Source organism: Stenotrophomonas sp. As-7, from assembly GCF_030291015.1.
GTDB lineage: Bacteria > Pseudomonadota > Gammaproteobacteria > Xanthomonadales > Xanthomonadaceae > Stenotrophomonas > Stenotrophomonas lactitubi.
In genome coordinates this window covers 1,123,334-1,149,187 of the sequence record NZ_CP127405.1, presented here as the reverse complement: position 1 = coordinate 1,149,187, position 25,854 = coordinate 1,123,334, and the positions used below count along the sequence as shown (strand labels likewise).

At 67.2% G+C, this 25,854-nt stretch carries 30 protein-coding genes; 20 read left to right on the top strand and 10 right to left on the bottom strand.

Annotated features, from left to right (window positions below; all coding sequences use genetic code 11):
* Positions 1-44: 44 nt before the first annotated feature.
* Positions 45-1,016 carry an FAD:protein FMN transferase gene (locus tag QP457_RS05365; RefSeq protein WP_205405037.1) on the top strand — a complete coding sequence of 324 codons (972 nt, stop codon included), beginning with the start codon at positions 45-47 and terminating at the stop codon, positions 1,014-1,016.
* Entirely contained in the window at positions 1,013-2,617 is a 1,605-nt protein-coding gene (locus QP457_RS05360; protein WP_205405038.1) for a sulfite reductase subunit alpha, read from the top strand. The genes QP457_RS05365 and QP457_RS05360 overlap by 4 nt, the downstream gene beginning before the upstream one ends.
* Before the next feature lie 236 nt (positions 2,618-2,853).
* Here QP457_RS05360 and QP457_RS05355 read toward each other — a convergent pair whose 3' ends face one another.
* The 4 genes from QP457_RS05355 to QP457_RS05340 form a co-directional block, all read right to left on the bottom strand.
* Positions 2,854-3,462 carry a HutD family protein gene (locus QP457_RS05355; RefSeq protein ID WP_180163795.1) on the bottom strand — a complete coding sequence of 203 codons (609 nt, stop codon included), beginning with the start codon at positions 3,460-3,462 and terminating at the stop codon, positions 2,854-2,856.
* Positions 3,463-3,496: 34 nt separating this feature from the next.
* Entirely contained in the window at positions 3,497-4,222 is a 726-nt protein-coding gene (locus QP457_RS05350; protein ID WP_205405039.1) for a murein L,D-transpeptidase catalytic domain family protein, read from the bottom strand.
* A gap of 17 nt (positions 4,223-4,239) precedes the next feature.
* On the bottom strand, positions 4,240-5,307 hold the full coding sequence (locus QP457_RS05345) for a L,D-transpeptidase (protein WP_205405040.1): 1,068 nt from the start codon (positions 5,305-5,307) through the stop codon (positions 4,240-4,242).
* Positions 5,308-5,644: 337 nt separating this feature from the next.
* The gene (locus QP457_RS05340) at positions 5,645-6,067 is read right to left on the bottom strand and encodes a helix-hairpin-helix domain-containing protein (RefSeq protein ID WP_286041275.1); all 423 of its coding nucleotides are present in this window, start codon (positions 6,065-6,067) and stop codon (positions 5,645-5,647) included.
* 102 nt (positions 6,068-6,169) lie between these two features.
* Here QP457_RS05340 and QP457_RS05335 point away from each other — a divergent pair, with 102 nt between their 5' ends.
* The 4 genes from QP457_RS05335 (at position 6,170) to murU (ending at position 9,813) form a co-directional block, all read left to right on the top strand.
* Positions 6,170-7,663, top strand: a complete 1,494-nt coding sequence (locus QP457_RS05335; protein ID WP_180163792.1) for a M20 family metallopeptidase — start codon at positions 6,170-6,172, stop codon at positions 7,661-7,663.
* 69 nt (positions 7,664-7,732) lie between these two features.
* Complete coding sequence (locus tag QP457_RS05330; RefSeq protein WP_089239335.1) at positions 7,733-8,002, top strand: GlsB/YeaQ/YmgE family stress response membrane protein; 270 nt, start codon at positions 7,733-7,735, stop codon at positions 8,000-8,002.
* 63 nt (positions 8,003-8,065) lie between these two features.
* The gene (locus QP457_RS05325; RefSeq protein ID WP_100551745.1) at positions 8,066-9,091 is read left to right on the top strand and encodes a phosphotransferase; all 1,026 of its coding nucleotides are present in this window, start codon (positions 8,066-8,068) and stop codon (positions 9,089-9,091) included.
* An 11-nt stretch (positions 9,092-9,102) separates the two neighbouring features.
* The gene (murU, locus tag QP457_RS05320; protein WP_205405041.1) at positions 9,103-9,813 is read left to right on the top strand and encodes an N-acetylmuramate alpha-1-phosphate uridylyltransferase MurU; all 711 of its coding nucleotides are present in this window, start codon (positions 9,103-9,105) and stop codon (positions 9,811-9,813) included.
* 603 nt (positions 9,814-10,416) lie between these two features.
* Here murU and hda read toward each other — a convergent pair.
* Genes hda through QP457_RS05305 form a run of 3 tightly spaced genes read right to left on the bottom strand, consistent with a single transcriptional unit; the run spans position 10,417 to position 13,420 of the window.
* Positions 10,417-11,124: a DnaA regulatory inactivator Hda gene (gene hda, locus QP457_RS05315; RefSeq protein ID WP_180164311.1), complete on the bottom strand. Its 708-nt coding sequence runs from the start codon at positions 11,122-11,124 to the stop codon at positions 10,417-10,419.
* Positions 11,124-12,296, bottom strand: coding sequence for an AI-2E family transporter (locus QP457_RS05310; RefSeq protein ID WP_100551743.1), 1,173 nt, complete (start codon positions 12,294-12,296; stop codon positions 11,124-11,126). Before QP457_RS05310 ends, hda begins: the two co-directional genes overlap by 1 nt.
* On the bottom strand, positions 12,293-13,420 hold the full coding sequence (locus QP457_RS05305) for a DUF2066 domain-containing protein (RefSeq protein ID WP_223482051.1): 1,128 nt from the start codon (positions 13,418-13,420) through the stop codon (positions 12,293-12,295). Before QP457_RS05305 ends, QP457_RS05310 begins: the two co-directional genes overlap by 4 nt.
* A gap of 112 nt (positions 13,421-13,532) precedes the next feature.
* Between QP457_RS05305 and purM the strand changes: the two genes are divergently transcribed.
* The 7 genes from purM (at position 13,533) to QP457_RS05270 (ending at position 18,441) form a co-directional block, all read left to right on the top strand.
* Positions 13,533-14,591 (top strand): phosphoribosylformylglycinamidine cyclo-ligase, encoded by a 1,059-nt coding sequence (gene purM, locus QP457_RS05300; RefSeq protein ID WP_100551742.1) that lies wholly within the window; start codon positions 13,533-13,535, stop codon positions 14,589-14,591.
* A 22-nt stretch (positions 14,592-14,613) separates the two neighbouring features.
* Positions 14,614-15,111 (top strand): hypothetical protein, encoded by a 498-nt coding sequence (locus tag QP457_RS05295; RefSeq protein ID WP_205405042.1) that lies wholly within the window; start codon positions 14,614-14,616, stop codon positions 15,109-15,111.
* Entirely contained in the window at positions 15,108-15,530 is a 423-nt protein-coding gene (locus QP457_RS05290; protein WP_205405043.1) for a hypothetical protein, read from the top strand. The genes QP457_RS05295 and QP457_RS05290 overlap by 4 nt, the downstream gene beginning before the upstream one ends.
* Positions 15,531-15,573: 43 nt before the next feature.
* Positions 15,574-16,236: a DUF2238 domain-containing protein gene (locus QP457_RS05285; RefSeq protein ID WP_205405044.1), complete on the top strand. Its 663-nt coding sequence runs from the start codon at positions 15,574-15,576 to the stop codon at positions 16,234-16,236.
* The gene (gene purN / locus QP457_RS05280) at positions 16,233-16,889 is read left to right on the top strand and encodes a phosphoribosylglycinamide formyltransferase (protein ID WP_205405045.1); all 657 of its coding nucleotides are present in this window, start codon (positions 16,233-16,235) and stop codon (positions 16,887-16,889) included. Before QP457_RS05285 ends, purN begins: the two co-directional genes overlap by 4 nt.
* Positions 16,890-16,957: 68 nt before the next feature.
* Entirely contained in the window at positions 16,958-17,755 is a 798-nt protein-coding gene (locus tag QP457_RS05275; RefSeq protein ID WP_205405046.1) for a DUF3108 domain-containing protein, read from the top strand.
* A 2-nt stretch (positions 17,756-17,757) separates the two neighbouring features.
* Positions 17,758-18,441: a DUF3108 domain-containing protein gene (locus tag QP457_RS05270; RefSeq protein ID WP_180163786.1), complete on the top strand. Its 684-nt coding sequence runs from the start codon at positions 17,758-17,760 to the stop codon at positions 18,439-18,441.
* Positions 18,442-18,553: 112 nt separating this feature from the next.
* Here QP457_RS05270 and QP457_RS05265 read toward each other — a convergent pair whose 3' ends face one another.
* From QP457_RS05265 to QP457_RS05255, 3 genes are read right to left on the bottom strand one after another with little or no spacing between them, the layout of a single operon-like run.
* Entirely contained in the window at positions 18,554-18,868 is a 315-nt protein-coding gene (locus tag QP457_RS05265; RefSeq protein WP_100551735.1) for a hypothetical protein, read from the bottom strand.
* Positions 18,865-20,139: a UDP-N-acetylglucosamine 1-carboxyvinyltransferase gene (gene murA / locus QP457_RS05260; RefSeq protein ID WP_180163785.1), complete on the bottom strand. Its 1,275-nt coding sequence runs from the start codon at positions 20,137-20,139 to the stop codon at positions 18,865-18,867. Before murA ends, QP457_RS05265 begins: the two co-directional genes overlap by 4 nt.
* Before the next feature lie 21 nt (positions 20,140-20,160).
* Complete coding sequence (locus QP457_RS05255; protein ID WP_089239309.1) at positions 20,161-20,391, bottom strand: BolA family protein; 231 nt, start codon at positions 20,389-20,391, stop codon at positions 20,161-20,163.
* Positions 20,392-20,445: 54 nt separating this feature from the next.
* Here QP457_RS05255 and QP457_RS05250 point away from each other — a divergent pair, with 54 nt between their 5' ends.
* From QP457_RS05250 to raiA, 7 genes are all read left to right on the top strand, one after another.
* The gene (locus QP457_RS05250) at positions 20,446-21,447 is read left to right on the top strand and encodes a KpsF/GutQ family sugar-phosphate isomerase (protein ID WP_100551733.1); all 1,002 of its coding nucleotides are present in this window, start codon (positions 20,446-20,448) and stop codon (positions 21,445-21,447) included.
* A 66-nt stretch (positions 21,448-21,513) separates the two neighbouring features.
* Entirely contained in the window at positions 21,514-22,062 is a 549-nt protein-coding gene (locus QP457_RS05245; RefSeq protein ID WP_100463540.1) for an HAD hydrolase family protein, read from the top strand.
* Complete coding sequence (gene lptC / locus QP457_RS05240) at positions 22,059-22,634, top strand: LPS export ABC transporter periplasmic protein LptC (RefSeq protein ID WP_089239303.1); 576 nt, start codon at positions 22,059-22,061, stop codon at positions 22,632-22,634. Before QP457_RS05245 ends, lptC begins: the two co-directional genes overlap by 4 nt.
* Before the next feature lie 105 nt (positions 22,635-22,739).
* Positions 22,740-23,270: a lipopolysaccharide transport periplasmic protein LptA gene (gene lptA, locus QP457_RS05235; protein WP_099819263.1), complete on the top strand. Its 531-nt coding sequence runs from the start codon at positions 22,740-22,742 to the stop codon at positions 23,268-23,270.
* Complete coding sequence (gene lptB, locus QP457_RS05230) at positions 23,270-23,989, top strand: LPS export ABC transporter ATP-binding protein (protein WP_025874019.1); 720 nt, start codon at positions 23,270-23,272, stop codon at positions 23,987-23,989. Before lptA ends, lptB begins: the two co-directional genes overlap by 1 nt.
* Before the next feature lie 40 nt (positions 23,990-24,029).
* On the top strand, positions 24,030-25,469 hold the full coding sequence (locus tag QP457_RS05225) for an RNA polymerase factor sigma-54 (RefSeq protein WP_205405047.1): 1,440 nt from the start codon (positions 24,030-24,032) through the stop codon (positions 25,467-25,469).
* Between the two features lie 58 nt (positions 25,470-25,527).
* Complete coding sequence (raiA, locus tag QP457_RS05220) at positions 25,528-25,845, top strand: ribosome-associated translation inhibitor RaiA (protein ID WP_004147311.1); 318 nt, start codon at positions 25,528-25,530, stop codon at positions 25,843-25,845.
* The last annotated feature ends 9 nt before the right edge of the window (positions 25,846-25,854 follow it).

Genomic DNA, 25,854 nt, shown 5'->3' with positions numbered 1-25,854 from the left:
CGATACCCGGCGCGCCCGGGTATCGCAGCCTGCCACGCATGCCCATGACCTCTACCGCACTCGACATCGCCCGGCTGGGTGGCACCACCATGGGCACCACCTGGAGCGTGTCACTGGTGGCACCGCGCCAGCGCGACCTGCATCCGCTGCATGCGGGCATCCAGGCACGCCTGGATGAAGTGGTCGCACAGATGAGCACGTGGGAGGCGGGCTCCGACCTGAGCCGCTACAACCGCGCCGACGCGGGTCACTACTGCGTGCTGCCGGCCGAAACCCGCCATGTGCTGGCCTGCGCGCAGGCCATCGCCGCCGCCAGCGACGGTGCCTTCGACCCCACCATCGGCCCACTGGTGGCGCTGTGGGGCTTCGGTGCGCATGCCGGTGAACGACGTGCGCCCGATGCCATCACGCTGCAGGCAACCCGTGCACGCTGCGGCTGGCAACGCCTGCACTGGCAGGACGATGCGCTGCTGCAACCCGGTGGCCTGGAACTGGATCTCTCGGCGATCGCCAAGGGCTTCGGTGTCGACCACGTCGCCGCCTGGCTGCGCAGCCAAGGTGTCGATGCCGCACTGATTGAAGTCGGTGGCGAGCTGGCGGGCTACGGCCGCAAGCCCGACGGCCAGCCGTGGCGCGTGCTGGTGGAGTCGGCGCCGGAAGAAGATGCCCACACCGATACGCCACCGCGTGTACTCGCGCTGGAAGGGAAGGCTGTGGCGACCTCCGGCGATCGCTGGCACCAGTATCAGGACGATGGCGTTGCCTACAGTCACAGCCTCGACCCACGCAGCGGCACGCCGGTGCGACAGGTCGCAGCCGCGGTCACCGTGGTCGCCGACGACGCGATGTACGCTGACGCCTGGGCCACCGCACTGACCGTGCTCGGTCGCGACGCGGGCATCGCGCTGGCAGAGCGCGAAGGGCTGGCCGCACGCTTCCTGGAGCGCGCCGCCGATGGCCCGCGCGAAACCCTCAGCAGTGCCTTCCAGCGACTGCTGGATGAGCAGGCCGCATGAGCACTCGTTTCTCGCGCGCAACCCTTGGCAACGTCGCAGTGCTGGTCCTGCTGGCAGTGATCGGCGGGGCCCTGCTGCGCCTGCACCTGGGCGAAGCGTGGTGGCAGGGTGCGCCGCCGTCGCGGCAGTGGGGTATCGCACTGGCCGCCACCGCGCTGTATTCACTGGCGTGCACCGTGGTGTGGTGGCGCAGCCGTCCACGCGATGACACGGCCGAAGGCAGCGACCAACCGATGCTGCTGGTCTGGTCCAGCCAGACCGGCTTCGCCCGCGAACTGGCCGAGCGCAGTGCGCAGGCCCTGCGCTTGGCCGGCGTGCCGGTGCGCCTGCGTGGCCTGCACGAAGTGGATGCGCCCCTGCTGGCGGGCAGCGCACGTGCATTGTTCATCGTCAGCACCACCGGCGAAGGCGATGCACCCGACCACGCCCTGCCCTTCCTGCGCCGGGTGATGACCACACCGCCGCCTCTGGACCACCTGCAGTACGGCGTGCTCGCGCTGGGTGATCGCAGCTACGGCCACTTCTGCGCGTTCGGCCACCAGCTGCACGACTGGCTGCGCCAGCACGGCGCGCATCCGCTGTTCGACGCCATTGAAGTCGACAACGCCGATCCAGCCGCCCTGCGCCACTGGCAGCAGCTGCTCGGCCAGCTCGGCGGCGGTGCCAGCGAACTGCCCGATTGGACACCGGCCGAGTACCAGCCGTGGACACTGCTGCAGCGCATGCACCTCAATCCCGGCAGCGTCGGTGGTCCTGTCCATTGGCTGCGCCTGCAGCCACCGACCGACAGCAGCGCGCACTGGCAGGCGGGCGACATCGCCGAGGTCGGTCCGCAGCACGCCGAACAGAGCACGCGCGACTGGCTGCAGGCGCAGAGCTTCGATGCCAACACCGTGTTGGACGACGGGAATACGCTGCTCGCCCGCGTCGCACGCTCGCATCTGCCGTCCTTGGTTGCTGCGGGCGACCTGCCTGGCTTGTTGGCGGCACTGCAGCCACTGCCGCATCGCGAATATTCCATCGCCTCGGTGATGGACGACGGCGCGGTGGAGCTTCTGCTGCGCCGTCAGCTGCGTGCCGATGGCACACCGGGCGTCGGCAGTGGCTGGCTGTGCGACCACGCCGTCGTCGGCGAGCCGGTGCAGATGCGCCTGCGCCGCAACGAGAATTTCCACGGCGTCGCCATCGATGTTCCGCTGCTGCTGATCGGCAACGGCACCGGTATCGCCGGCCTGCGTGCACACCTGCACGAGCGCGCACGCGTTGGCGGCGGTCGCACGTGGTTGTTGTTCGGCGAACGCTCAGCCGCGCATGATTTCCACTTCGGCGATGAGCTGCAGGCGATGCTCGCCAACGGCACGCTGACCCACCTGGATACGGTATTCAGCCGTGATGGCGGCGCGCATCGGTATGTGCAGGATCGCCTGCTGGCCGAAGCGGCCACGCTACGGCAGTGGGTCGATGAAGGCGCGACGATCCTGGTCTGCGGCAGCCTGCAGGGCATGGCCCCGGCAGTGGATGCGGTGATCGAGCAGGTGCTCGGTGCCGACGGCAAGGAAGCGCTGCTTTTGGCCGGTCGCTACCGACGCGATGTGTATTGAGGCGAACCGACTTCTGGTGGGTGCGCACCGACTTCTGGTGGGTGCGAACCTTGGTTCGCACCATGCCGCGGTTTCGGCTACCGCATCCACGCATGGCGTGGATCTACTGAACGACTCCATGCCGCGGTTTCGGCTACCGCATCCACGCATGGCGTGGATCTACTGGAGCACAGCGACCGCATTTTCAGTAGATCCACGCCATGCGTGGATGATTGCCTCCGGGCGCCGACGATGGCTCAGCCGCCCGCAGCGCTCACCCGTATCGCCAGCAACTCCCCGCCGCCCTGCAGCGCATGCCGCTGACGTTCACCGGCCGCCAACCACGCGGTATCGCCGCCCTGCATCGCAGGCAATCCACTGTCCGCACCAAACGTGGCCTGCCCACCCAACAGGTGCAGGGCCCACGCCACACCCGGCTCGCAGAAGAAGAACATCGGCCCGACCAGCGGCCGGTGCAGCAGCTCGGCCTGCAGCAGCTCGCGCTTCCACATCAGGTTGAAATCGTGGGTGGTGCCGTCGACCAGCTCGCCGTGCAACGCGGCTTCGCCGGCAAAACGCACGCGCCCATGCGGTGGCAGCACCTCGGCTACACGGCCGTCCTCGAAACGCAGGCGCACGCCATTGCCCTGCAACAACACCAGTTCGCGCTCGACACCGGGGAACGCGGAAAACGCGGCGTCCTGTTCGATTTCGGCCACTGACAGGCGCAATGCCCAGTCATCGCCCTGCGCTGGCAACCGCAGGATCTCGCGGGTCCAGCCGAGGCCGTTGCGCCAGCGTTCGCGGCGGTAGTCCAGGCTGGAAATCACCTGGCTCGGGGTCTGCAGCAGGGAGTCGATGTTCATGCGCGCATTGCATCATGCCGCGCGCCACAACGCATCACCGCGTTGCAAGACCCGCGGCCGTACCGCAATCGCCACCCAGCAGCTGCGAGTGCTTGAGCCAGTCCTGGTCGGGGTAGTACGCGAACACCATCGTGCCGCCTCGCAGCGCATCGATCAGCGGCTTGGCCACCGACAACCGCACCGCCGGGCAGCCGAGGCTGCGCCCCAACCGCCCCTGCAACTGTGCGGTGGAGGGATTCACATACGGCGCACCGTGGATGACGATGGCGCGCTCGCGTGCGCGATCATTGAAACCCGGCTCCAACCCTGCCAGGCGCAGCGAATAGCCATTGCCGCCCATGTAGGTTTCCTGCGCGGTGAACGCGCCGAGACTGGACATGAAGCTGCCATCGCGGTTGGAGAAATGCTCGGTGCGGTTTTCGCCGCTGTTACGGCCGTGCGCCACCCATTCCTCGAACAACAACCGCTGGCGGGCCAGGTCGAAGACCCACATCCGTGGCTCGGTGGATGGCCGCGAGTAGTCGATCACGCTCAGGCGTTCGCCGCTGACACCCAGTTCCGGCCGCTGCAACGCGCAGCGCATGGCGTGGGCGGCCAACTGCAGCACCCGGCGGTCAGCCTTGGGCGCGCTGCGGGCCAGCTGCGCAGCGAGATCATCGGCGCTGATCGCGGCAACAGGCGTCTGTGCCCCGGCCGGGGCGCTGGCAGTGGTCGCCAGCAGGCCAAGGGCGGCCAGCCGGCACAGGCGGAAAGCAGACATGGGCACGTAGGGAGGGCTCAGGATCCCTTGAGGGTGGACGCTGGCGGCTCCGATTCCAAGACCGGCTGCATACCCGATTCAGCCGCGCTTGGGCGCACCGCCGGCAGCGAGGTCACCAGCAGCGTCGTGCCCGGCACCAGCACCTGGTACAGCTGGCGCGCGAAATCGGCTGGCAGCGCCATCGGCAGCGATGGCGTGGCCAGCAGGTCCGGCGTGGCCTGGGCACGGTCCTGGCCCAGCAGCGGATAGGCCGTCCACTGGTGCAGGCGCTGCTGTGCGTCAAGCGGGCTGGGCGTGTCGCTGTAGCCCTGGCCCATCACGAACAGAGTGGTGCCCTGGAACGCCGGCAGCGCGTCGGCCTTCAACGGCGACTCACCGATCATCACGCCATCGCGCAGCACGTACAGGCGCTGGTCGTGCAGGCTGACCAGGATGCCGACCTGCCCGCTGGGGGCGGCCGCATCATCCCACCACGCCTTGTCCGGGGCGCCAGCCTCGCCTTCCGGCAGGGCCTGTCCGCGTGCATTCACCGGCGCCAGCACCGCCGGATAGGCCAGCGTCATCGGCGCGCTCTTGGCATCGGCCACGACCACCGTATCGCCGCGCTTGGTTTCGCTGAACAGCTTCTGGGCGAAGGCCTGCGGCAGGCGCACGCAGCCATGCGAGGCCGGGTGCCCGGGCAGGCTGCCGCCGTGCAGCGCGATGCCGTCCCAGGTCAGCCGCTGCATGTACGGCATGGGTGCGCTGTTGTAGAGGTTGGAACGGTGGTCCTTGTCCTTCTGCAGGATGGTGAACACACCGGTCGGCGTCTCATGGCCGGTCTTGCCCGAGCTGATCGTGGTCAGGCCGATGGCGATGCCATTGCGGTACACGTAGGCGCGCTGCTCATCCAGGCTCACCACCAGCACGATCGGGCCAGCCGGCGAAACCTCCGGATGCCACAGGTACTCGCCGGGCTTGAGGTCGGTCGGACCGCGTACGTCGGAAGCCGTCGCCGCGACCGGCTTGGAGGGTGCGGCCGCGTGCGCGGCGCAGGGCAGTGCCAGCGCGGCGGCGAGCATCAGGGTCAAACGGTGCAGGTGCATCCAGCCGATTCCATTCCATGCGAAGGCCTCACCGTACACCATGCGCGCGTGGTGGCTGCGCCAAAAGAAATTGCCCGGCGACACAGCCATGTGTCGTACCGGGCAATCGTCACGTCCCTGTCGGCCTGCTGCCACCCCCTCGCATCCTGCGAAGCGGGGGCGGCGTTGCATCCTGCACGCGGCCGCGTCTGTCCTGTTTGTATCTCAGCCCCTTCCACAGGTCTGTGATGCCACCATCCTGGTGATTGGTGCCGCATCCCTGCGACGGTCGGTGGTTACGGGCATCCTGTCCGTAGCCAATGGACCTGCATCCTGCCGGTCCCGACGTTTCCTGTTGTCAGCGCCTGGGTACGGTTCGCACCGGTACCGATCCGGGTACCGGATCCGCAGGCAACTTCGTGTTGCCAACGGTGATCCGCCGTCGATTCCGTTCGACGATCGATGTCCCTATCCCCTTCACCTGCGTCAGGTCCTCGACGCGGTGAAACGGGCCGTGTCTGCGCCGGTGCTCAACGATTGCCGCGGCCTTGGTGGCCCCGACCATCGTCAATCCCTGCTGCAGCGCCTGGGCATCGGCCCGGTTGATGTCGATCGGCTCGGCAGCTTGCGCCGCCGCGATCCACATTCCCAGTACCAGCGCCCTAAACACGACAAACCAAGGCACGACGTGTATCTCCTTGTGGTTCTGACCGTCCCGACCGGCAATCCCGTCGGTCGAAACAGTGTCCGTCACCACATGCACACAGCGTATCGGGTTCACGGATTTCTAAAAGCCAGCCAAATACCCGACGTGATGTAGGGAAAACCCTACCCTTGGCCGAGGCGTAGAATGGGCGGATCAGCCATGCAACCGGAGTTTCAGATGGACAGCGCCAAGCTCGGCCAATTCGTCAATGACAAGTGGGACAGCGAAATCGTCCCGCAGTTGGTCGACTACATCCGCATTCCCAACAAGTCGCCGATGTTCGACGCCAACTGGGTGCAGAACGGCTACATGGAGCAGGCGGTCACCCTGATGGAAACCTGGGCCAAGGCGCAGGAACTGCCCGGCCTGAAGGTCGAAGTAGTCCGTCTGGAAGGCCGTACCCCGCTGATTCTGCTGGAAATTCCGGCTACCGGCACCGAAACCGGCGACGACACCATCCTGCTCTACGGCCACCTGGACAAGCAGCCGGAGATGACCGGCTGGGACGACGATCTGGGCCCGTGGACCCCGGTCCTGCGCGGCGACAAGCTGTATGGCCGTGGCGGCGCCGATGACGGTTACGCCATCTTCGGCTCGCTGGCCGCGGTGCTGGCGCTGCAGGCCCAGGGCCTGCCGCACGCCCGCTGCGTGGTGTTGATCGAAGCCTGTGAAGAATCGGGCAGCTACGACCTGCCTGCCTACGTCGACCACCTGGCTGACCGCATCGGCAAGCCGTCGCTGGTGGTCTGCCTGGATTCGGGCTGCGCCAACTACGACCAGCTGTGGTGCACCACCTCGCTGCGCGGCCTGACCGGCGGCAACTTCTCGGTGAAGGTGCTCAACGAAGGCGTGCACTCCGGTGATGCCTCCGGCGTGGTGCCGTCCAGCTTCCGCCTGCTGCGCCAGCTGCTGTCGCGCATCGAGGACCAGGACACCGGCCGCATCCTGATCGAGGGCATGAACGTGGAGATCCCGGCTGAGCGCCTGGAACAGGCCAAGCGCGCCGCCGACGTGGTCGATACTGCGATCTTCGAGAAATTCCCGCTGGTCGATGGCCTCAAGCCGATGAACGACGACCTGACCGAGCTGGTGCTCAACCGTACCTGGCGCCCTGCCCTGTCGGTGACCGGCATCGGCGGCATGCCGCCGCTGGAATCGGCCGGCAACGTGCTGCGTCCGCATACCGCGGTGAAGCTGTCGCTGCGCCTGCCGCCGACCGCCGATGGCAAGACCTGCGGCGAGCTGCTGAAGGAAGCGCTGCTGCGCGATCCGCCGAACGGCGCGCAGGTCACCCTGGACCTGGAAAAGGCCTCCACCGGCTGGAACGCGCCGGCGATGGCACCGTGGCTGACCAAGGCCATCGACGACGCCAGCCAGACCTTCTTCGGCAAGCCGGCGATGTACATGGGCGAAGGCGGCTCGATCCCGTTCATGGGCATGCTGGGCGAGAAGTTCCCGGGCGCCCAGTTCATGATCACCGGCGTGCTCGGCCCGCACTCCAACGCCCACGGCCCGAACGAGTTCCTGCACATTCCGATGGGCAAGAAGGTCACCTCGTGCGTGTCCAAGGTGATCAGCGAGCACTACGCGGCCAGCCTGCGTGGCGAGACCAGCGGTTCGCCGGTGGCCGCCGACAGCGGCACCCGCCACGGCGACCACGGCTGCTGCTGATCCAGCACGCAGTGACGGACGCAGCCCGGCCTTGCTAGGCTGCGTCCATCCTTCGAGAGCACTGATGGCATGAACGGTCTGTTTGGCAGCACCAGCTGGCTCTACATCATCCTGGTCGGCTTCTTCGTCGGCCTGCTGGGACGCTTCTTCATGCCCGGCAACAACCGCATGGGCTGCCTGTTGACCATCGTGCTGGGCATCATCGGCGCGCTGCTGGCCGGCTGGTTCGGCCAGTACATGGGCTGGTACGCGCCCGGTGAACCGGCCGGCTTCCTTGGCGCGGTCGTCGGCGCGGTCGTCGTGCTGGCGATCCTGCGCCTGTTCAGCGGCCGCCGCTGAGCCGCTACCTCCTCTTCATTCTGCCCCGACGTTGGCGCGCCCGGCGCGCCCGGATATGCCTGCATGACCGAACCCGCCTCTGATCCCCAGCGCAGCGCACAGCGCCTGCAGTGGGCCCGTACCCAGCTCGACGACGGCAACGCCGTGGTCGAACGCGCCTCGGTCGACGCCGGCATGCGCAGCTACTGGCGCACCACCAGCCAGCGTGGCAGCCACATCGTGATGGACGCCCCGCCGGGGCTGGAAGACCCCACGCCGTGGCTGCGCATGCGCGGCCTGCTGCACGATCATGGCCTGCGCGTGCCCGCGCTGCTTGCCCAGGACCTCGACGCCGGCTTCCTGCTGCTGGAAGACCTGGGCGGCCCGACGCTGGCGAAGATCCTCGACGAACGCAATGCCGACGCGTGGTTCAGCCGCTCCATCGAACAGCTGCTGCGCCTGCAGGCCATCCCGGTGCCGGCCGATTTCGGCCAGTTCGGCGAAGCGCTGCTGCAGCGTGATGCGGGCCTGTTCGATGAGTGGTTCCTGCAGCGCCATCTTGGCCTTGAACTGGACTGCGGCGAGATCGAAGGCCTGCAGCTGGTCCACCGCCGGCTGATGGACAACGCGCTGGGCCAGGCCCAGCTGATGACCCACCGCGACTACATGCCGCGCAACCTGATGCCGGTGGACGGCGGCCCGGCCGTGCTGGATTTCCAGGACCTGGTGCGTGGCCCGATCGCCTACGACGCGGTGAGTCTGTTCAAGGATGCCTTCCTGAGCTGGCCGCTGCAGCGCGTGGACGAATGGCTGTCGCAGTATCACCAGCGCGCGCGCGATGCCGGCCTGCCGGTACCCGACCGTGCCACCTTCCTGCGCGATGCCGACTGGATGGGCATCCAGCGCCACGTGAAGATCCTCGGCCTGTTCTGCCGCCTGCGCTACCGCGACAACAAGGGCCACTACCTGGACGACGCGCCACGCTTCATCGCCTACCTGGATGAAGTGCTGCCACGCTACCGCGAACTGGCACCGTTGCAGCAGTTGCTGGAAATGCGGATCAAGCCGGCACTGGCCGAGCTGGCCGCGCCGATGCGCGTGCTGCGCTGAAGGCCGCGTCGATGAAGGCACTGATTTTCGCCGCCGGCCTGGGCGAGCGCATGCGCCCACTGACCCTGCACACGCCCAAGCCGCTGCTGGCAGTGGCCGGCAAACCACTGATCGTGTGGCACCTGGAGCGATTGGCTGCATTCGGCATCCGCGACGTGGTGATCAACACCGCATGGCTCGCCGAGCAGTTTCCGGCGACATTGGGCGATGGCCGCCAATGGGACCTGCAGCTGCATTTCATGCACGAAGGCGATACCCCGCTGGAAACCGGTGGCGGCATCCTCAATGCATTGCCGGCGCTGGGGGACGATCCGTTCCTGGTGGTGAACGGCGATATCTGGACCGATTTCGATTTCGCCACGCTGCCGCGTGAACCGGCCGGCGAAGCGCATCTGGTGCTGGTCGACAACCCGGCACAGCACCCCGCCGGCGACTACCGGCTGGACGCGCACGGCGTGCTGCACCACGACCGCGAAGGTCCGTGCCTGACCTATGCGGGCATCGGCGTCTATCGTCCGTCGATCGTGGCCGATTGGCGCGCGGTGATCGGCAAGGCAGCGGGCAGCGAGCGCGTGCCACCGAAGTTCTCGGTGGTGCCGCTGCAGAAGCATTTCATGGCGCAGGGGCGGATCAGCGGTCAGCATCATCGCGGTCGCTGGACGGATGTCGGTACTGTTGATCGCCTGCGTGCGCTGGACGTTGAGTTGGCGGCGAACGGCTGAGCCCCTCGTGGTTGGACGTCTTCAGAGCAGAAGCCTTGCTTGGCCGGGCGGGATGGCCTGCGCAGGGGACGCTGCAAGTACGTCCATGTAAGCTCGGTCGCCGCATCCATGCGGCTCACGCCCCTGCGCAACCCACCCCGCCCGGCCTCTGACAGTTTCCGTGTGCGTCCAGCCACGGAAGAAAGAAAGAAAGAAAAGCAGAAGCGGGTCGCTTCGCTCACAAAGCGAAAAACGCATCCACGCATGGCGTGGATCTACCGTGTCGACCAAGGTCGACACCTACCGACAGCAGTGCAGAACGCCGTCCCGACAGATCGCGGGAACCTGTCGAAGGCGGGGTGGCTCAGGTTGCGGGGGCGTGAGCGCCATGGGCCCGAGGCATGCCTCGGGCGGGTTGGGCAGGACGCCCAACCCCGGTCTTGCCGTGTGCGCAGGACAGCGCACACGAGCAAGGCGCGACCGAGGCTACATGGACGTACTTGCGCCGTCCCCCGCAACCTGAGCCACCCCGCCATCCCACAGATAGCCCGCTTCTGACGTTGACGTTGACGTTGCTTCGGCTTCAGGGGGTGCAGGGCGCAGCCCTGCCGACCAACCCCAATCTCAGTAACGAGGACGGCCTTCTTCCAGTACCTGGCGCAGGAACGGCACGGTGATCCGCCGCTTCGCCGCCAGCGATTCGCGATCCAGCCAGTCCAGCAGCGTGATCAGCCCCCCCAGCTCGCGGCCGGTGTGCGACAGCAGCCACTCGATGGCGGCCTCGTCGATCGCCAAACCACGGCGCAGCGCGCGCTCGCGCAGCACTGCTGCGCGGCCTTCCTCGTCCAGCGGCTGCAGCAGCACGCGCACGCACTGGCCCAGGCGCGAACGCAGGTCCGGCAGCACCAGGCCCAGTTCGCCGGGCGACTTCTGCGCGGTGTACAGCACCGTCACGTCGGCAGCGCGCGCGCGGTTGTGGAAATCGAACAGCGCGATCTCGTCCTCGCGGTTGCCCGCCACCGCATCCAGGCCATCCAGCGCCACCAGCTCGCGCTGCTCCAGTCCTTCCAGCGCCACCCGCACCCGGCCAACCACACTGGCCAGCGGCACGTACGTCGGCAGGCGCCCGGCCTGCTCGGCGCTGGAACACATCGCCAGCGCCTGATGGGTCTTGCCGGTGCCGGCCGCGCCTTCCAGGTAGATCCAATCGTGGCTGGCCCCTACCGCGATGGCATGCAGCTGCGCCAGCGCGCCGTCCGGCGCACCGATGAAGCTCTCCAGGCGCTGGTCCCGCGGGTAATGCAGGGCCAGCGGAAGTTGCGGCACACCAATCACTTCAGTTCCGGACCCTTGTCATTGCCAGGCACGATGATATGGGGCTGGTCGATCACGCCATCAAGCACGATCGCGGGCTTCTCGCCGGCATACAGCTCACTCTGCCGGTAGCGCTGGTGCGCATAGCGCAACAGCACGTTGCTCACCGCCGCCACCGGCAGTGCCAGCAGCATGCCAAGGAAGCCGAACAGCTGGCCACCGGCCATCACCGCGAAGATCACCGCCACCGGGTGCAGGCCGATCTTGTCGCCGACGATGCGCGGGGTCAGCACGTAGCTCTCCAGCAGCTGGCCGACGGTGAACACCACGCCGACCAGGATCAGCAGCTTCAGGTCGAACCCCTGCGCCTGCACCAGCGCAGCCACGATCGCCATCAGGATGCCGGTAGTCGCGCCCAGGTAGGGAATGAAGCTGATCAGGCCGGCGATCAGGCCGATCAACAGGCCCAGCTTGAGCCCGACCAGCGACAGGCCACCGGCGTAGATCACGCCCAGCGCCAGCATCACCAGGAACTGCCCGCGGATGAACGCACCGAGCACTTCATTGGATTCACGCGCCAGCGCGGTGATCGTGCCGATCTGGTTGCGCGGAATCACCGATGCCACGCGCTCGACCAGCTTGTCCCAATCGCGCAGGAAGTAGAACGCCAGGATCGGCAGCAGCAACAGGTTGACCACCCAGGTGACCACCGTGAAGCCCGAGCGCGATACGTAGCCCATGAAGGTTGTTGCGAACCCACCGGCCTGCTGCCAATGGCTGCGCACCCACTCGATCAGGCGGTCCGGGTCCATCCACTGCATCACTTCCAGCCCGGTCTTCTGCTCGAACCAGGGAATGCCCTTCTCCATCAACCAAGCCTGCGCCTGCGGCGCCGCGGCGATCAAGGTCGTGATCTGGCGCTCGATCATCGGCACCAGCACCAGCAGCAGCGCGACGATCACCAGCACCATCGCCACGAACACCAGCACCACGCCGGTCATGCGCGAGCGGCCGGTGGCCTCGATGCGGTCCACCAGCGGATCGCCCAGCCAGGCCAGCGCCAGCGCCAGCACGAACGGGGTCAGGATCGGTGCCAGCAGCCAGACGATCCAGCCGATCAGGCCCGCCAGCAGGATGTACTTCAGCCGACGCAGGAACTGCGCGATTTCCGCTTCCGGGGACAGGATCATCGCAGGCGGTACTCGTTGCTGACCGGCGCCGGTGCCGGTGCACCGGTCGTATCGTCGATCGGCGTCGGCAGGGCCGGCAGGGTCGCCGACGGCACCAGCACGCCGTTGTCGCCGAGCATGCGGTTGAAGCCGGCCAGGCCGGTGGTCATTTCCAGATTCAGTTCCAGATGATCGGCGGTCGCACGCAGCGGGGTAACGTTGCGCACCACGGCCACTTCACGCAGGCCGGCAGCCAGGCGCAGGTATTCGTCCGCGCTGTTGATGCCGGTCACCACCACGCGGTAGGTGCCCGCCTGACCAGTGGCCGCACCGGCCTTGGCATAACGCTTGACCAGCGCGTCGGCAGCGCCATCGGCACCGGCGGCCATCGCGCGCATGGCGTTGGCGTCCTTGCTGGTCCACTTGTTCAGTTCACGGCCGTTGTCGACGAACACCCAGTCCGCCTGCCAGCCGCCATTGGCGCGGTAGAGCTTGCCGATCAACTGCATCGGCGGCGAATAGCGCGACGAGGCGCGGGCAACGGCAGCGCTGTCCTGGCGCCAGATGGCACCGGCCAGGGCCTGCTCGGCGGCGCCACCACTGGGCAGGCCGAGCTTGTAGCCGCGCTCGATGGCCCGGCTCAGCAACGGCCGCGCGGCATTGGCCTGCTGCACGCTGACCAGACGCGGACCGCTGCCGTCATCAACGGCCAGCCACAGCACCGGCTTCGGTCGTGGCTGCGGCCACAGCGGCAGGCCCAGCGCCGACACCAGCCCGTCCACGTCATCCTCGCGGAAGCGCGCGACCAGCAGGGTACGGAAGCTCGGCGCACCGCTGGCGCCCACGCTCTGGTCCTGCTTGTAGTCGTAGCTGGCCACATAGTCCTTGGCATTGCGCAACGCCTGCGCCACGCCGGGGCGCGACATGACGCTGCGATCGCCGGACAATTTGCCCAGTACAACGCTCAACGCGCGGGCAAGTGCACCGTTGCGGTCAGCCTCGGCTTGGCTGTTGACGGGCACTTCGGCCTCGTACGCACCACTGGCAGTGGCAACATCCCCCTCGGTTCGCATGCCGCTCTGGGCCATCGTGGCCACCGGCAGGCACAGCGCAAGGAGCAGGGTCAAAAACAGGCTGCGGCGCATCAGGACATCCATTGGCTCGACGTATCCGGGGGGAATTGTTGCCCGAATACGGCCTTTGCGCCAATGCGGCCTGTTAAAATCGGCGATTCAACCCCTGCCAGCGCCGACGCCCGTGACCAACAGCCCGTCTTCCGCCCCTTCCCCCCTCACCTACCGTGACGCGGGTGTCGACATCGACGCCGGCAACGAGCTGGTCGAGCGGATCAAGCCCCTGGTCAAGCGCAGCTTCCGTCCGGAGGTGATGGGCGGCCTGGGTGGCTTCGGTGCCCTGTTCGACCTGTCCAACAAGTACCGCGAGCCGGTGCTGGTGTCGGGTACCGACGGCGTCGGCACCAAGCTGAAGCTGGCCCACCAGCTGAACCGCCACGATACGATCGGCATCGACCTGGTCGCCATGTGCGTGAACGACGTGCTGGTGCAGGGCGCCGAGCCGCTGTTCTTCCTGGACTACTTCGCCACCGGCAAGCTGGACATCGATACCGCCGCCGCGGTCGTGGGCGGCATCGCCAATGGCTGCACCGAGGCCGGCTGCGCCCTGATCGGCGGCGAAACCGCCGAGATGCCCGACATGTACGCGCCGGGCGAGTACGACCTGGCCGGCTTCACCGTCGCTGCCGTCGAAAAGAGCGAGTTGAAGGACGGCGCCCATGTCGCCGAAGGCGACGTGCTGATCGGCATCGCCTCGTCCGGCCCGCACTCCAACGGCTACTCGCTGGTCCGTCGCATCTACGACCGCGCCGGCCGCCCGGCCGAGCTGGAGCTGGAAGGCGGGGTCAAGCTGGTCGATGCGCTGATGGCCCCCACCCGCCTGTACGTCAAGCCGATCCTGTCGCTGCTGAAGTCGCACGGCGATGCCATCCATGGCATGGCCCACATCACCGGCGGCGGCCTGACCGAGAACATCATCCGCGTGGTGCCCGAGGGCCTCGGCCTGGACATCCAGGCCTCGTCGTGGACCCTGCCGCCGGTGTTCCAGTGGCTGCAGAAGGAAGGCGCGGTGGCCGACAGTGAAATGTGGCGCACCTTCAACTGCGGCATCGGCTTTGTGCTGATCGTCGCCCCGGACCAGCTTGAGGCCGTGTCCGCTGCGGTCAAGGCGCAGGGCCTGGAGCACTGGACGATCGGCCAGGTGGTCACCGCCCAGGGCGGCGAACGCGTCCACATCGCCTGATCCACTGGACAAAGGAACCCGCATGGACGCACCCCCTCCCTTGTCGTCGACGCCGGCTCCGTCTGTGCTGCCGCCGAACCCGGCCGTGCCGGTGTTCGGCCCGCAGGACGCCACCCAGCTGCGCCAACTGGCGATCGGCCACTACGTGGTCGCCGGCCTGATGGCGGTGTTCTCGCTGATCTTCATCCTGCACATCGTGCTGGGCATCGCCATGCTGTCCGGCTCGCTGCCGATGAAGTCCGGCGGTGAACCGTCTTCGCCGGAAGAACAGCAGTTCGTCGGCTGGCTGTTCACCGTGATGGGTTTCTGCATCGTGCTTGGTGGGCTGACCCTGGCCGGCTTTGTCGCCTATGCCGGCCGCTGCCTGTCGCAGCAGCGCCGCTACCTGTTGTGCATGATCGTGGCGGGGCTGTCGTGCCTGTTCACCCCCATCGGCACCATCCTCGGCGTGTTCACCCTGGTCGTGCTGCAGCGCCCGCAGGTGAAGGCCGCCTTCGCTGGCCAGGCGGGTGTGGCATGAGCGATGGATTGAACCCGCCACCCCTGCCCCGGCAGACCCTGGCCGACCTGCAGACCGCCAGCCACCTGCACAACCTGAAGATCCTGTTCTATGCACTGGCAGGCTTCCATTGGCTGGCAGCGCTGGTGTTCCTCGGTTTTGTCGGCATCGTCGCCTTCGAACGCGGCATGGATGACGGTGCCGTGCTGGCGACGGTGTACGGCGCGGTGTCGCTGCTGGCCATCGGGCTGGGCTTCCTGCAGCTGCGCACCGCGCGACTGCTTGGCCAGCGCAGCAATCTGGCCTGGTGTCGCGGCGCGGCCTGGGCAGCGGTAATGGCCGGCCCGCTGGGCATGGCGTTGACCGCCTACGCGGTGTATTTCCTGCGCAAACCGGAGATCGCTGCACTGTTCGACCGCGGCGACCACGTCAGCGTCTGAGCTGGCAGGCGCATGTTCCGTCCCTTCTGCTGATTGCTCCGACATGTCCACGCCCGCCGCCTCCACGCTCGCCAGCAACCGCGCCACCCACTCACTGTCGGGACCGAAGAAGGTCGCGCTGGCTGCGGTGTTGTGCATATTCGCAGCAACCTGGATCCATCCGCTGTGGCCGCTCGAGCAGACCCTGCACAGCTCGCTGACCGTGATCGGCCTGCTCGCCCTGTGGTGGGTGGACCGGCGCTGGCAGCTGGACAACGGCGCGTTCATCGCCATCTGCGGCTTCATCGCCATTCACTGCGTGGCCGCGCGCTGGCTGTATTCCAACGTTCCCTATGACGCCTGGCTGCAGTCGCTGCTCGGATGGTCGCCGGATGCCGCCTTTGGCTGGCAGCGCAACCACTTCGATCGCCTGATCCACTTCCTCTATGGCGTCTGCTTCACACCGGCGTTGCTGCAGCTGGCGCGACAGTCCTGGCCTGCGCTGCGCATCGGCCAGGCATTCACCCTGGCGGTGATGGCAGTGATGTGTTCCAGCCTGGTGTATGAGTGGCTGGAATGGGGCATCGCCCTTGCCCTGTCGCCGGAAGCGGCCGAGGCCTACAACGGCCAGCAGGGCGACATGTGGGACGCGCATGCGGACATGCTGCTGGCGACCCTGGGCAGCCTGTTGCTGTGGCCGTTGGTGCGCCGGAGCGCGGGGCGATGAGCATCTGCCGAATCGCCGTGCTGGCCTCCGGTCGCGGCAGCAACCTGCAGGCCATTGTCGACGCCATCGCGGCAGGGCGACTGCAGGCCGAGATTGTCGGCGTGTTCTCCGACCGCCCCGATGCGACCGCACTGGAGCGGGTGGCAGCGGATCGACGCTGGGGGCATGCGCCGAAGGAGTTCAGCGACCGCGCCGCCTACGAGCAGGCGCTGGGTGATGCGCTGGCTGCATCCGCCCCGGACTGGATCGTCTGCGCCGGCTACATGCGCATCCTGGGCGCCGATTTCGTGCAGCGGTTCAATGGCCGCCTGGTCAATATTCATCCCTCGCTGCTGCCGCTGCACAAGGGCCTGCACACCCATGCACGGGCGCTTGAGGCCGGCGATAGCGAGCACGGCGCCAGCGTGCACCTGGTGGTGCCGGAACTGGATGCCGGCGCGGTGCTGGCGCAGGCGCGGGTTCCGGTGCTTGCCGGCGATGATGCGCAGACCCTGGCCGAACGCGTGCTCGCGGTGGAGCATCCGCTGCTGATCGCCACCCTGGAACTGCTGTGTGCAGGCCGTCTGGCTGAACGGGAAGGCCAGCCGACATTCGACGGTCACCCCCTGTTTAGCCCCTTGGCTCTAGATTCCGCCGGGAACCTGAACCGGTAACGCCCGTGCACACGCCCCGCTGACTGCGGGGCTGGCATCCTGCTCCCCTCCTGCGGTTCCTGTCGGCCATGAAGACCACGACCCTGCTGCGTACAACCCTGCTGCTGCCGCTTGCCGTCCTCGCCTGTGCGGGCTGGGGCCAGGCAACAGCGCCTGCTGCGCCGGCACCTGCCGAGGTGGCGCCGCCGGTGCTGCCTGCGCTGGCCTGGGAGCCGCCGCCGCTGCAGCCGTTCAGCGCAACCTACCAGGCCTTCTACAAGAGCAAGGAAGCGGGCGACGCGACCATGCAAGTCACCCACACCGGTGGCAACCAGTGGCGGGTGGACATGCAGGTGGTCGGCCGTCGCGGCTTTGCCAGCGTGCTCGGCCTGAACATCGAGCAGAGCACCGTGTTCGAGGAGCGCAATGGCGTGTACGCGCCGCTCAGCCAGAGCACGGTGCGCAAGGGCCTGTTCCTCGGCAAGAAGGCCGTCGGCACCTACAACTGGCAGGCCGGCACCGCGCAGTGGAGTGGCGACGTGGAAAAGAAGCGCGCACAACCGATTCCGCTGCAGGCCGGCGACCAGAGCGCCCTGCTGATGAACCTGGCGATCATGCGCGATGCCCGCCCTGGCGCGGCCATGCACTATCGCTACGTCGACATGGGCAAGGTGCGCCAGCACGATTACCAGGCCGCGCCGCAGACCGAGAACGTCGAGGTCGGCGACCTGTCCTACAACGCGCTGCGGGTCTATCGGACCAACGGCGGCAACAACGAAACCATTCTCTGGATCGCCAACGGTGTCCCCACCCCGGTGCGCATCCTGCAACGCGAAGACGGCGAAGATCGCGTCGATCTGCGCCTGATCGAATACCAAGGAGTCTGAGCATGAACACCCTGACCCGCCCCCTGACCTGGATCGCCGCTGCCGCCTTGTCGGTGGCCAGCCTGCCGGCCATGGCCCTGCAGCCGTTCAAGGCCGACTACCTGGCCAGCTACATGGGCATGCAGGCCAACGGCAGCATGACCCTGGCCAGCGAAGGCAGCAACAAGTGGCGCTACAGCCTGCAGGTCAAGAACCAGCTGGCCGACCTGAGCCAGACCACCGTGTTCGAGGAGGTGCGCGGGCAGCTGCGCCCGCTCAGCAGCCAGGATCGCTCGGCGTTGCTGGTGAAGAAGCGCAATGTGCAGGCCAACTACAACTGGACCAGCAACCAGGCCACCTGGACCGGCGACATCAAGCCGGATCGCGCCGGACCGATCGCCCTGAAGGCCGGCGACATGGACGCGCTGCTGATCAACCTGGCCATTGCCCGCGACCTGGCTGCCGGCAAGCCGCTGACCTATCGCATGGTCGACGAAGGCCGCATCAAGAACATGACCTACCGCGTGGTGGGCAAGGAATCGGTGACCGTGGGCGGCAAGAGCTACGAGGCCACCAAGGTCTCGCGCGTCGACGGCAACAAGGAGCTGATCGCCTGGATCGTGCCGGAGTTCCCGGTACCGGCGCGCATGCTGCAGCGTGAAAGCGGTCGCGATGCGCTGGACCTGACCATCAAGGCGATGAACTGACCGGGGATCCGCGCCATCCACGCATGGCGTGGATCTACTTCACGTCCCAGTAGATCCACGCCATGCGTGGATGGATGTCCCAAAAAAACGCCCGCTTTCGCGGGCGTTTTTTTTATTTCTTCGGCGCTTCCGCCGGCGCGAACTCGGTGCGGCAGTCCACCCGGATCTGCTCGCCCGTGGATCGACGCACGAAGGTACGGCAATGGCGGTTGCCGTCCTGGCTGTCGTTCACCGCCACCGCGTAGAACGACTGGATGATCTCGTCACGGGTCACCGTGCCATCGCCATTCCAGTCCATGTCCTTCTGCTCGATGCCCTTGGTGATGGCGATGTTGGCGTACCAGGCGTAGCCCAGCCACGCCAGTACGATCAACACCAGCACCAACAGCGCCTTGCGGCGACGGCTGAATTTGCCGCGCAGGATCATGCGGCCACGCGCCGGATGGTGGCGCCGAGCGAAGACAGCTTCTCTTCGATGTTCTCGTAGCCGCGATCAAGGTGGTAGATGCGATCGATGGTGGTATCGCCATCGGCCATCAGGCCGGCCAGGATCAGCGATGCCGATGCGCGCAGGTCGGTCGCCATCACCGGCGCCCCGCTCAGGCGTTCGTGACCGCGCACGATGGCCGTGTGGCCTTCCACCTGGATGTCCGCGCCGAGGCGCAGCAGTTCGTTGACGTGCATGAAACGGTTTTCGAAGATCGTTTCGTTGATCACGCCCACGCCATCGGCCACGCAGTTGAGCGCCATGAACTGCGCCTGCATGTCGGTCGGGAACGCCGGGTACGGCGCGGTGGTCAGGTTGACCGCCTTCGGCCGCTTGCCGTGCATGTCCAGGGTGATGCTGTCTTCGGTGGTCTCGATGGTGGCGCCGGCTTCCACCAGCTTGGCCAGCACCGCGTCCATGGTGTTCGGACGCGCGCGGTTGACGGTGACCTTGCCACCGGTCATCGCGGCGGCCACCAGGAAGGTGCCGGTTTCGATGCGGTCGGGCAGCACTTCATGGCGGCCACCGGACAGGCGCTCGACACCTTCGATGACCAGGCGTGCGGTGCCCAGGCCTTCGATCTTCGCGCCCAGCGCGATCAGGCAGTGCGCCAGGTCGGTGACTTCCGGTTCCATCGCCGCGTTGTCGAGGATGGTGGTGCCTTCGGCCAGTACCGCTGCCATCAGCACGTTCTCGGTACCGGTCACGCTGACCATGTCGAAGGTGAAGTGGCCACCCTTCAGGCGCTTGGCGGTGGCCTTGATGAAGCCGTTCTCGACCACGATGTCGGCACCGAGTGCCTGCAGGCCCTTGATGTGCTGGTCGACCGGACGCGAGCCGATCGCGCAGCCACCCGGCAGCGACACTTCGGCCGCGCCGAAGCGGGCCAGCAGCGGGCCCAGCACCAGGATGGAGGCGCGCATGGTCCTGACCAGCTCATACGGAGCCACATGCTGGTTGACCGGACGCGGGTCGACCACGATCGCACTGCCGCGCGACAGCGTGCCTTGGTCGATGGTCACTTTTGCGCCCAGTTCGCCCAGCAGCTTCACCGTGGTCACCACGTCGTGCAGATGCGGCACGTTGGTGATCTCCACCGGCGCGTCGGCCAGCAGGGTCGCGCACAGGATGGGGAGGACGGCGTTCTTGGCGCCGGAGATGCTTACTTCACCGTGCAGCGCAGCGCCGCCGGTCACAACGATCTTGGCCATGTATTGGGGATCTTCTGCGGTTCAGCCGGCTTCGGCCGGGGTCACGGTTTTCAATGCGAGCGCGTGGATCGCGCCGCCCATCAGGTCGCCCAGAGTGGCATACACCATCCGGTGGCGGGCCAGCGGCATCTTGCCGGCAAAGGCCTCGCTGACCACGGTCGCTTCGAAATGCACGCCATCGTCACCCTGCACGTCGGCGCGGGCGCCGGGCAGGCCGGTTTCGATCAGATTGCGGATGGTGTCGGCGTCCAACGGGCTTTCCTAATAAAATGTGCGTCCATTCTACTTCCGCTGCGTGGCGTCCGCATGGCCGAATCCCTGTTGCCCCCCCGTTCCGCCGACCCAGCCGCCCTGGTCGCCAGTGGCCGGCGCGTGTTCGAGATCGAACGGCAGGCGCTGGACGCCGTGGCCGACCGCCTCGGCGACGCCTTCCAGCAGGCCTGCCGGGCGATCCTGGGCAGCCGCGGCCGGGTGGTCGCCACCGGCATGGGCAAGTCCGGCCATGTCGCACGCAAGATCGCCGCCACCCTGGCCTCCACCGGCACCCCCGCGTTCTACGTGCACCCGGGCGAGGCCGGCCATGGCGACCTGGGCATGATCACCGAGGACGACGTGGTGCTGGCCCTGTCCTATTCGGGTGAATCGGATGAGCTGCTGATGCTGCTGCCGGTGCTCAAGCGCCAGGGCAACGTGCTGATCGCCATGACCGGACGCCCGCAGTCGAGCCTGGCCAGCGCCGCCGATTTCCACCTGGATGTGAGCGTACCGGCCGAAGCCTGCCCGCTGGCGCTGGCGCCCACCTCCAGCACCACCGCCTCGCTGGCGATGGGCGACGCCTTGGCGGTGGCCCTGCTGGACGCGCGCGGCTTCACCGCCGACGATTTCGCCCGCTCTCACCCGGCCGGCAGCCTCGGCCGCCGCCTGCTGCTGCACATCACCGACGTCATGCACACCGGCGAGGACCTGCCCAAGGTCGATGTCGGCGCCAGCCTCAGCGAAGCGCTGATGGAGATGAGCCGCAAGCGCCTGGGCATGACCGCCGTGGTCGACGACCAGGGCGTGCTGATCGGCCTGTTCACCGACGGCGACCTTCGCCGCGCCCTGGACACCGATCTGGACGTGCGCACCGCCAGGATCGCCGATGTGATGACCCGGCAACCGCGCACCATCAGCGCTGACAAGCTGGCGGTGGAGGCTGCCCGGCTGATGGAAACCCACAAGATCACCGGCCTGATCGTGGTCGACAGCGAGGGCCGCGCGGTCGGCGCCCTGAACATTCATGACCTGTTGCGGGCCCGGGTGGTTTAACCGACAGTCCGTAGACCCCATTCAGTCTGTACCAACGAGCCCGCAACCACCGAGTCCGATGCCCTGATGCCCTGGTCCCCCCTGCCCGCCTTCCCCGCCCACCTGCATGCCGTTGCGGCCAATATCCGCCTGGCCTGCTTCGACGTGGACGGCACCCTCACCGACGGTCGGCTGTACTACGACAAGGATGGCAACGAGAGCAAGGCGTACTTCGTGCAGGATGGCCTGGGCCTGAAACTGCTGCAGCAGCACGGTATCCACCCCGTGCTGATCACCGCGCGCAACAGCCAGTCCGCGCTCAAGCGCGGCGCCGACCTGGGCATCGACACCCAGATTGCCGTCGGCGACAAGCTGGCCAGCGTGCAGGCGCTGTGCGCGCAGCACGGCATCGGCCTGGAGCAGGTGGCCTTCATGGGTGACGACCTGCCGGACCTGGCGCCACTGGGCGCGGTCGGCCTGGCCGTGGCTCCGGCCAATGCCCATCCGTGGATCGCCGAGCGCGTGCACTGGATCACCCGCGCCGACGGCGGCCGTGGTGCCGCACGCGAGCTGTGCGACGTGCTGCTGGCCGCGCAGGGCCGCCTGGACGCCGTGCTGGCGAGGTTCGGCGCATGAATGCCCCCACCTTGAACTGGCGGATGATCCTCGGCGTGGGCCTGCTGCTGGCGGCCCTGCTGAGCAGCTGGGCCGCGCTGCGCAACCGTGAAAAGGCACCTGTTGTCGAAGGCCAGGACGCCGGTGTGGACTACATCCTGCACGACTTCCAGATCGTCGCCCTGGACGAACACGGCAAGGAATCGACCACCCTGCGCGCGCCCCTGCTGGAACGCCAGCGTGGCGACCAGACGCTCAACATCACCACCCCGCTGTTCGAAATGCCCGACAAGGACGGCAAGCACTGGACACTGCGCGCCGAGACCGGCTGGCTCAGTGCCAAGGGCGACGAGATGAAGCTGCGGGGCAACGTCGCCGGCGACAGCCCGGCCGATCCCGGCGTGGTCCCGACCACCTTCCGCACCGACCACCTGGACGTATTCCCGAAGGACAACCGCGCCCGTACCGATGCCCTGGTGACCATGACCCGCCCGGGCATGGAGCAGTCCGGCGTCGGGTTCGAGGTGGATTCGAAGAACAACACGTATCATTTCCTCAGCCAGTCCAAAGGCCGTTACACGCCCAAGCGCTGATTCCGCCGCCCGCCCGCGACGTCTTCCCGACAGGCGCGAAGCAGGCAGCCCCCACCCGCAGCCCCCGGTCCCGCCGGAGGGCCACCACCGGTAGAACGGACCCCGATGAAGATTCCCTTTGCAGCCGTGCTCGCACTCAGTCTTCTTGTCCCCGCTGTCGCCTTTGCCAAGTCGACCGACCGCAATGAAGCGATGAACATTGATTCCGGCGCGCAGTCCGGCACCCTCACCGGTGACGGCAAGACCGTGCTGTCGGGCGGCGTGATCATCACCCAGGGCACGCTGGACCTGCGTTCGTCCGAGGCCGAGATCTACCTCAAGGGCGGCGAAGCCGTGCGCGCGGTGTTCACCGGCAAGCAGGCCAAGATGAAGCAGCAGCTCGACGATGGCAGCTGGATGGATGCGGTGGCCGACCGGATCGACTACGACATCACCACCGAGATCATCACCCTGACCGGCAACTACAAGGTCACCAGCGCGCGCGGCACCAATGCCGGCCAGCGCATGGTCTACAACACCCGCAGCGGTGAGATGAACTCCGGCGGCGATGGCAGCCGCGTGCGCACCGTGATTCCGCCGAAGAACAAGACGCCTGCGGCCGCCCCGGCTGCGGCGCCGGCGGGAGGCAAGAAGTAATGCTCGTCGCAACTGGCCTGCGCAAACGCTACAAGCAGCGCGAAGTCGTCAAGGACTTCGGGCTGACTCTGGACGCCGGCGAAGTGGTCGGCCTGCTGGGTCCCAACGGTGCCGGCAAGACCACCTGCTTCTACATGATCGTCGGCCTGGTCGGTGCCGATGCCGGCAGCATCGTGCTGGACGGCAAGGACATCACCGGCGACCCGATGTACACCCGCGCCAAGCAGGGTGTGGGTTACCTGCCGCAGGAACCGTCGGTGTTCCGCAAGCTGACCGTGGCCGACAACCTGCGCCTGGTGCTGGAACTGCGCGAGGACCTGGATTCGGCTGGCCGCGAGCGCGAACTGAACAGCCTGCTCGACGAACTGCAGCTGGGGCACGTGTCCGAACAGCTCGGTGCCAGCCTGTCCGGTGGTGAGCGCCGTCGTTGCGAGATCGCGCGTGCACTGGCCGCCAAGCCGCGCCTGATCCTGCTCGACGAACCCTTCGCCGGTGTGGACCCGATCTCGGTCGGCGAAATCCAGCGCATCGTCACCCATCTCAAGCAGCGCGGCATCGGTGTGCTGATCACCGACCACAACGTGCGCGAGACCTTGGGAATCTGCGACCGCGCGTATATCCTCGCAGAGGGCACCGTACTGGCCCAGGGCTCGCCCGAGGCGATCCTGGACAACGCCGACGTGCGCCGCGTCTACCTTGGGGATTCCTTCAAGCTGTAACCGCGGCCGCCGGGCCCTCTCCCTTCCGTTCGGCACAGGCATGAAGACTCGGCTGCAGACATCGTTGGGACAGCAGCTGGTGCTAACGCCCCAGCTGCAGCAGGCGATCAAGCTGCTGCAGATGTCCACGACCGAGCTGGAGCTGGAAATCGCCCAGGCGGTGGAGAGCAATCCACTGCTGGACTGGTCCGACAGCAGCGACGAAGGCGCCGGTGTCGACAAGGACGCCAGCAGCGACGACGCGGGCGCAGACAATGACGCCCCGCCCGACAATGCTGAAAGCAGTGGCGACGACTGGGCGCCCGCCGAGCTGGACTGGAGCAGTGGCGGCAGCGGCGGTAGTTTCGATGATGACGACGACAACGGCAGTGCTGCCGAACGCGTCGCCGAAACCGAAACCCTGGCCGACCACCTGCTGTGGCAGCTGCACCTGACCCACCTGTCCAACCGCGACCGCAGCATCGGCGCCGCGCTGATCGATTCGCTGGAAGACGATGGCTATCTGCGCGAGCCGCTCTCGGCCATTGCCGAAGCGCTGCTGCCGGCGATCCATGCCGGTGAAGACGAAATCCTGACCGTGCTGCACCAGATCCAGCGCTTCGACCCCGTTGGCGTGGCCGCACGCAGCCTCGGCGAATGCCTGCAACTGCAGCTGGACGTGCTGCCTGTCGACACCCCGTGCCTGGCCCTGGCCCGACAGGTCGCCGCCGGTCCACTGGAACAACTGCCGCGCAGCGGCGTGACCGGCCTGGCCCAGCAGCTGAAGCAGCCGTTGGCCGAGGTCGAGACCGCCGTGGCCCTGCTGCGCTCGCTGGACCCTCGCCCCGGCACCCAGATCGCTCCGCTCGCCCAGGACACCTACGTGGTGCCGGACGTGGTCGTGTGGCGGCAGAACGGCATCTGGCGCGCCGCGCTGGCCGCCCATGCCGGCCCCAAGCTGGTGATCCACCGCGGGTACGAACAGATGATCCGTCGCTGCGGTGACGCCGATGCCGGTTATCTGCGCGGCCAATTGCAGGAAGCGCGCTGGCTGCTGAAGGGCCTGCAGGCGCGTGGCGAGACGCTGCTGCGGGTGGTGCGCAGCCTGATCCAGCAGCAGGCGGGCTTCCTTGAATTCGGCGAACAGGCTCTGCGCCCGCTGACCCTGCGCGAGATCGCCGGCGAACTGGGCCTGCACGAATCCACCGTGTCGCGCGCGATCGCCCGCAAGCATGTGCGTACGCCACGCGGCACCCTGCCGCTGCGTGCCTTCTTCGCATCGGGCATCGACACCGAGGGTGGTGGCGAAGCATCCAGCACCGCCATCCAGGCCATGATCCGGCGCCTGATCGATGACGAGAACCCACGCAAGCCGCTTTCTGACGCCAAGCTGGCTGACCTGCTCAAAACATCGGGAATCCCAGTAGCGCGGCGCACCGTGGCGAAGTATCGTGAGGCCATGAACATCTCCGCCTCGCACGAAAGAGTCAGAATCGTTTGACGCGCCGCCGCGCCCGGCGGAGAGGTTCATTGGCACATCCGATCAAAGGAGAAACCCGATGCGCATCGAAACGTTTGGCAAAGATGTCGAAGTCACCCCGGCCCTGCAGTCCTATGTAGAGGAGAAGCTGGCCCGGATCGGCAAACACTTCGACCAGCACTGCGAAGCGCGGGTGACGCTCAAGCTGCAGAAGACTGAACACCACGTCGATGCCAGCCTCAATATTCCGGGTCAGACCCTGCACGCTGAAGCCAATGCGCAGACCATGTATGCCGCGATCGACCTGCTGGCGGACAAGCTTGACCGCCTGGTGATCAAGCACAAGGAGAAAAAACAGCAGCACGCACCGCTGCCGGTGGGCGACAATGGTGGCTGATGGCCACCG

Excerpts from the sequence above, each read along its gene's own strand:
- QP457_RS05335 (WP_180163792.1), top strand. The coding sequence starts at position 6,170 with ATGGACAGCGCCAAGCTCGGCCAATTCGTCAATGACAAGTGGGACAGC.
- murU (WP_205405041.1), top strand. The coding sequence starts at position 9,103 with ATGAAGGCACTGATTTTCGCCGCCGGCCTGGGCGAGCGCATGCGCCCA.
- QP457_RS05350 (WP_205405039.1), bottom strand. The coding sequence starts at position 4,222 with ATGTCTGCTTTCCGCCTGTGCCGGCTGGCCGCCCTTGGCCTGCTGGCG.
- QP457_RS05265 (WP_100551735.1), bottom strand. The coding sequence starts at position 18,868 with ATGATCCTGCGCGGCAAATTCAGCCGTCGCCGCAAGGCGCTGTTGGTG.
- QP457_RS05330 (WP_089239335.1), top strand. The coding sequence starts at position 7,733 with ATGAACGGTCTGTTTGGCAGCACCAGCTGGCTCTACATCATCCTGGTC.
- lptA (WP_099819263.1), top strand. The coding sequence starts at position 22,740 with ATGAAGATTCCCTTTGCAGCCGTGCTCGCACTCAGTCTTCTTGTCCCC.
- QP457_RS05290 (WP_205405043.1), top strand. The coding sequence starts at position 15,108 with ATGAGCGATGGATTGAACCCGCCACCCCTGCCCCGGCAGACCCTGGCC.
- QP457_RS05275 (WP_205405046.1), top strand. The coding sequence starts at position 16,958 with ATGAAGACCACGACCCTGCTGCGTACAACCCTGCTGCTGCCGCTTGCC.
- QP457_RS05345 (WP_205405040.1), bottom strand. The coding sequence starts at position 5,307 with ATGCACCTGCACCGTTTGACCCTGATGCTCGCCGCCGCGCTGGCACTG.
- QP457_RS05355 (WP_180163795.1), bottom strand. The coding sequence starts at position 3,462 with ATGAACATCGACTCCCTGCTGCAGACCCCGAGCCAGGTGATTTCCAGC.
- QP457_RS05360 (WP_205405038.1), top strand. The coding sequence starts at position 1,013 with ATGAGCACTCGTTTCTCGCGCGCAACCCTTGGCAACGTCGCAGTGCTG.
- raiA (WP_004147311.1), top strand. The coding sequence starts at position 25,528 with ATGCGCATCGAAACGTTTGGCAAAGATGTCGAAGTCACCCCGGCCCTG.
- QP457_RS05250 (WP_100551733.1), top strand. The coding sequence starts at position 20,446 with ATGGCCGAATCCCTGTTGCCCCCCCGTTCCGCCGACCCAGCCGCCCTG.
- QP457_RS05225 (WP_205405047.1), top strand. The coding sequence starts at position 24,030 with ATGAAGACTCGGCTGCAGACATCGTTGGGACAGCAGCTGGTGCTAACG.
- lptC (WP_089239303.1), top strand. The coding sequence starts at position 22,059 with ATGAATGCCCCCACCTTGAACTGGCGGATGATCCTCGGCGTGGGCCTG.
- QP457_RS05325 (WP_100551745.1), top strand. The coding sequence starts at position 8,066 with ATGACCGAACCCGCCTCTGATCCCCAGCGCAGCGCACAGCGCCTGCAG.
- purN (WP_205405045.1), top strand. The coding sequence starts at position 16,233 with ATGAGCATCTGCCGAATCGCCGTGCTGGCCTCCGGTCGCGGCAGCAAC.
- QP457_RS05295 (WP_205405042.1), top strand. The coding sequence starts at position 14,614 with ATGGACGCACCCCCTCCCTTGTCGTCGACGCCGGCTCCGTCTGTGCTG.
- QP457_RS05245 (WP_100463540.1), top strand. The coding sequence starts at position 21,514 with ATGCCCTGGTCCCCCCTGCCCGCCTTCCCCGCCCACCTGCATGCCGTT.
- murA (WP_180163785.1), bottom strand. The coding sequence starts at position 20,139 with ATGGCCAAGATCGTTGTGACCGGCGGCGCTGCGCTGCACGGTGAAGTA.
- QP457_RS05365 (WP_205405037.1), top strand. The coding sequence starts at position 45 with ATGACCTCTACCGCACTCGACATCGCCCGGCTGGGTGGCACCACCATG.
- QP457_RS05285 (WP_205405044.1), top strand. The coding sequence starts at position 15,574 with ATGTCCACGCCCGCCGCCTCCACGCTCGCCAGCAACCGCGCCACCCAC.
- QP457_RS05305 (WP_223482051.1), bottom strand. The coding sequence starts at position 13,420 with ATGCGCCGCAGCCTGTTTTTGACCCTGCTCCTTGCGCTGTGCCTGCCG.
- QP457_RS05270 (WP_180163786.1), top strand. The coding sequence starts at position 17,758 with ATGAACACCCTGACCCGCCCCCTGACCTGGATCGCCGCTGCCGCCTTG.
- QP457_RS05310 (WP_100551743.1), bottom strand. The coding sequence starts at position 12,296 with ATGATCCTGTCCCCGGAAGCGGAAATCGCGCAGTTCCTGCGTCGGCTG.
- lptB (WP_025874019.1), top strand. The coding sequence starts at position 23,270 with ATGCTCGTCGCAACTGGCCTGCGCAAACGCTACAAGCAGCGCGAAGTC.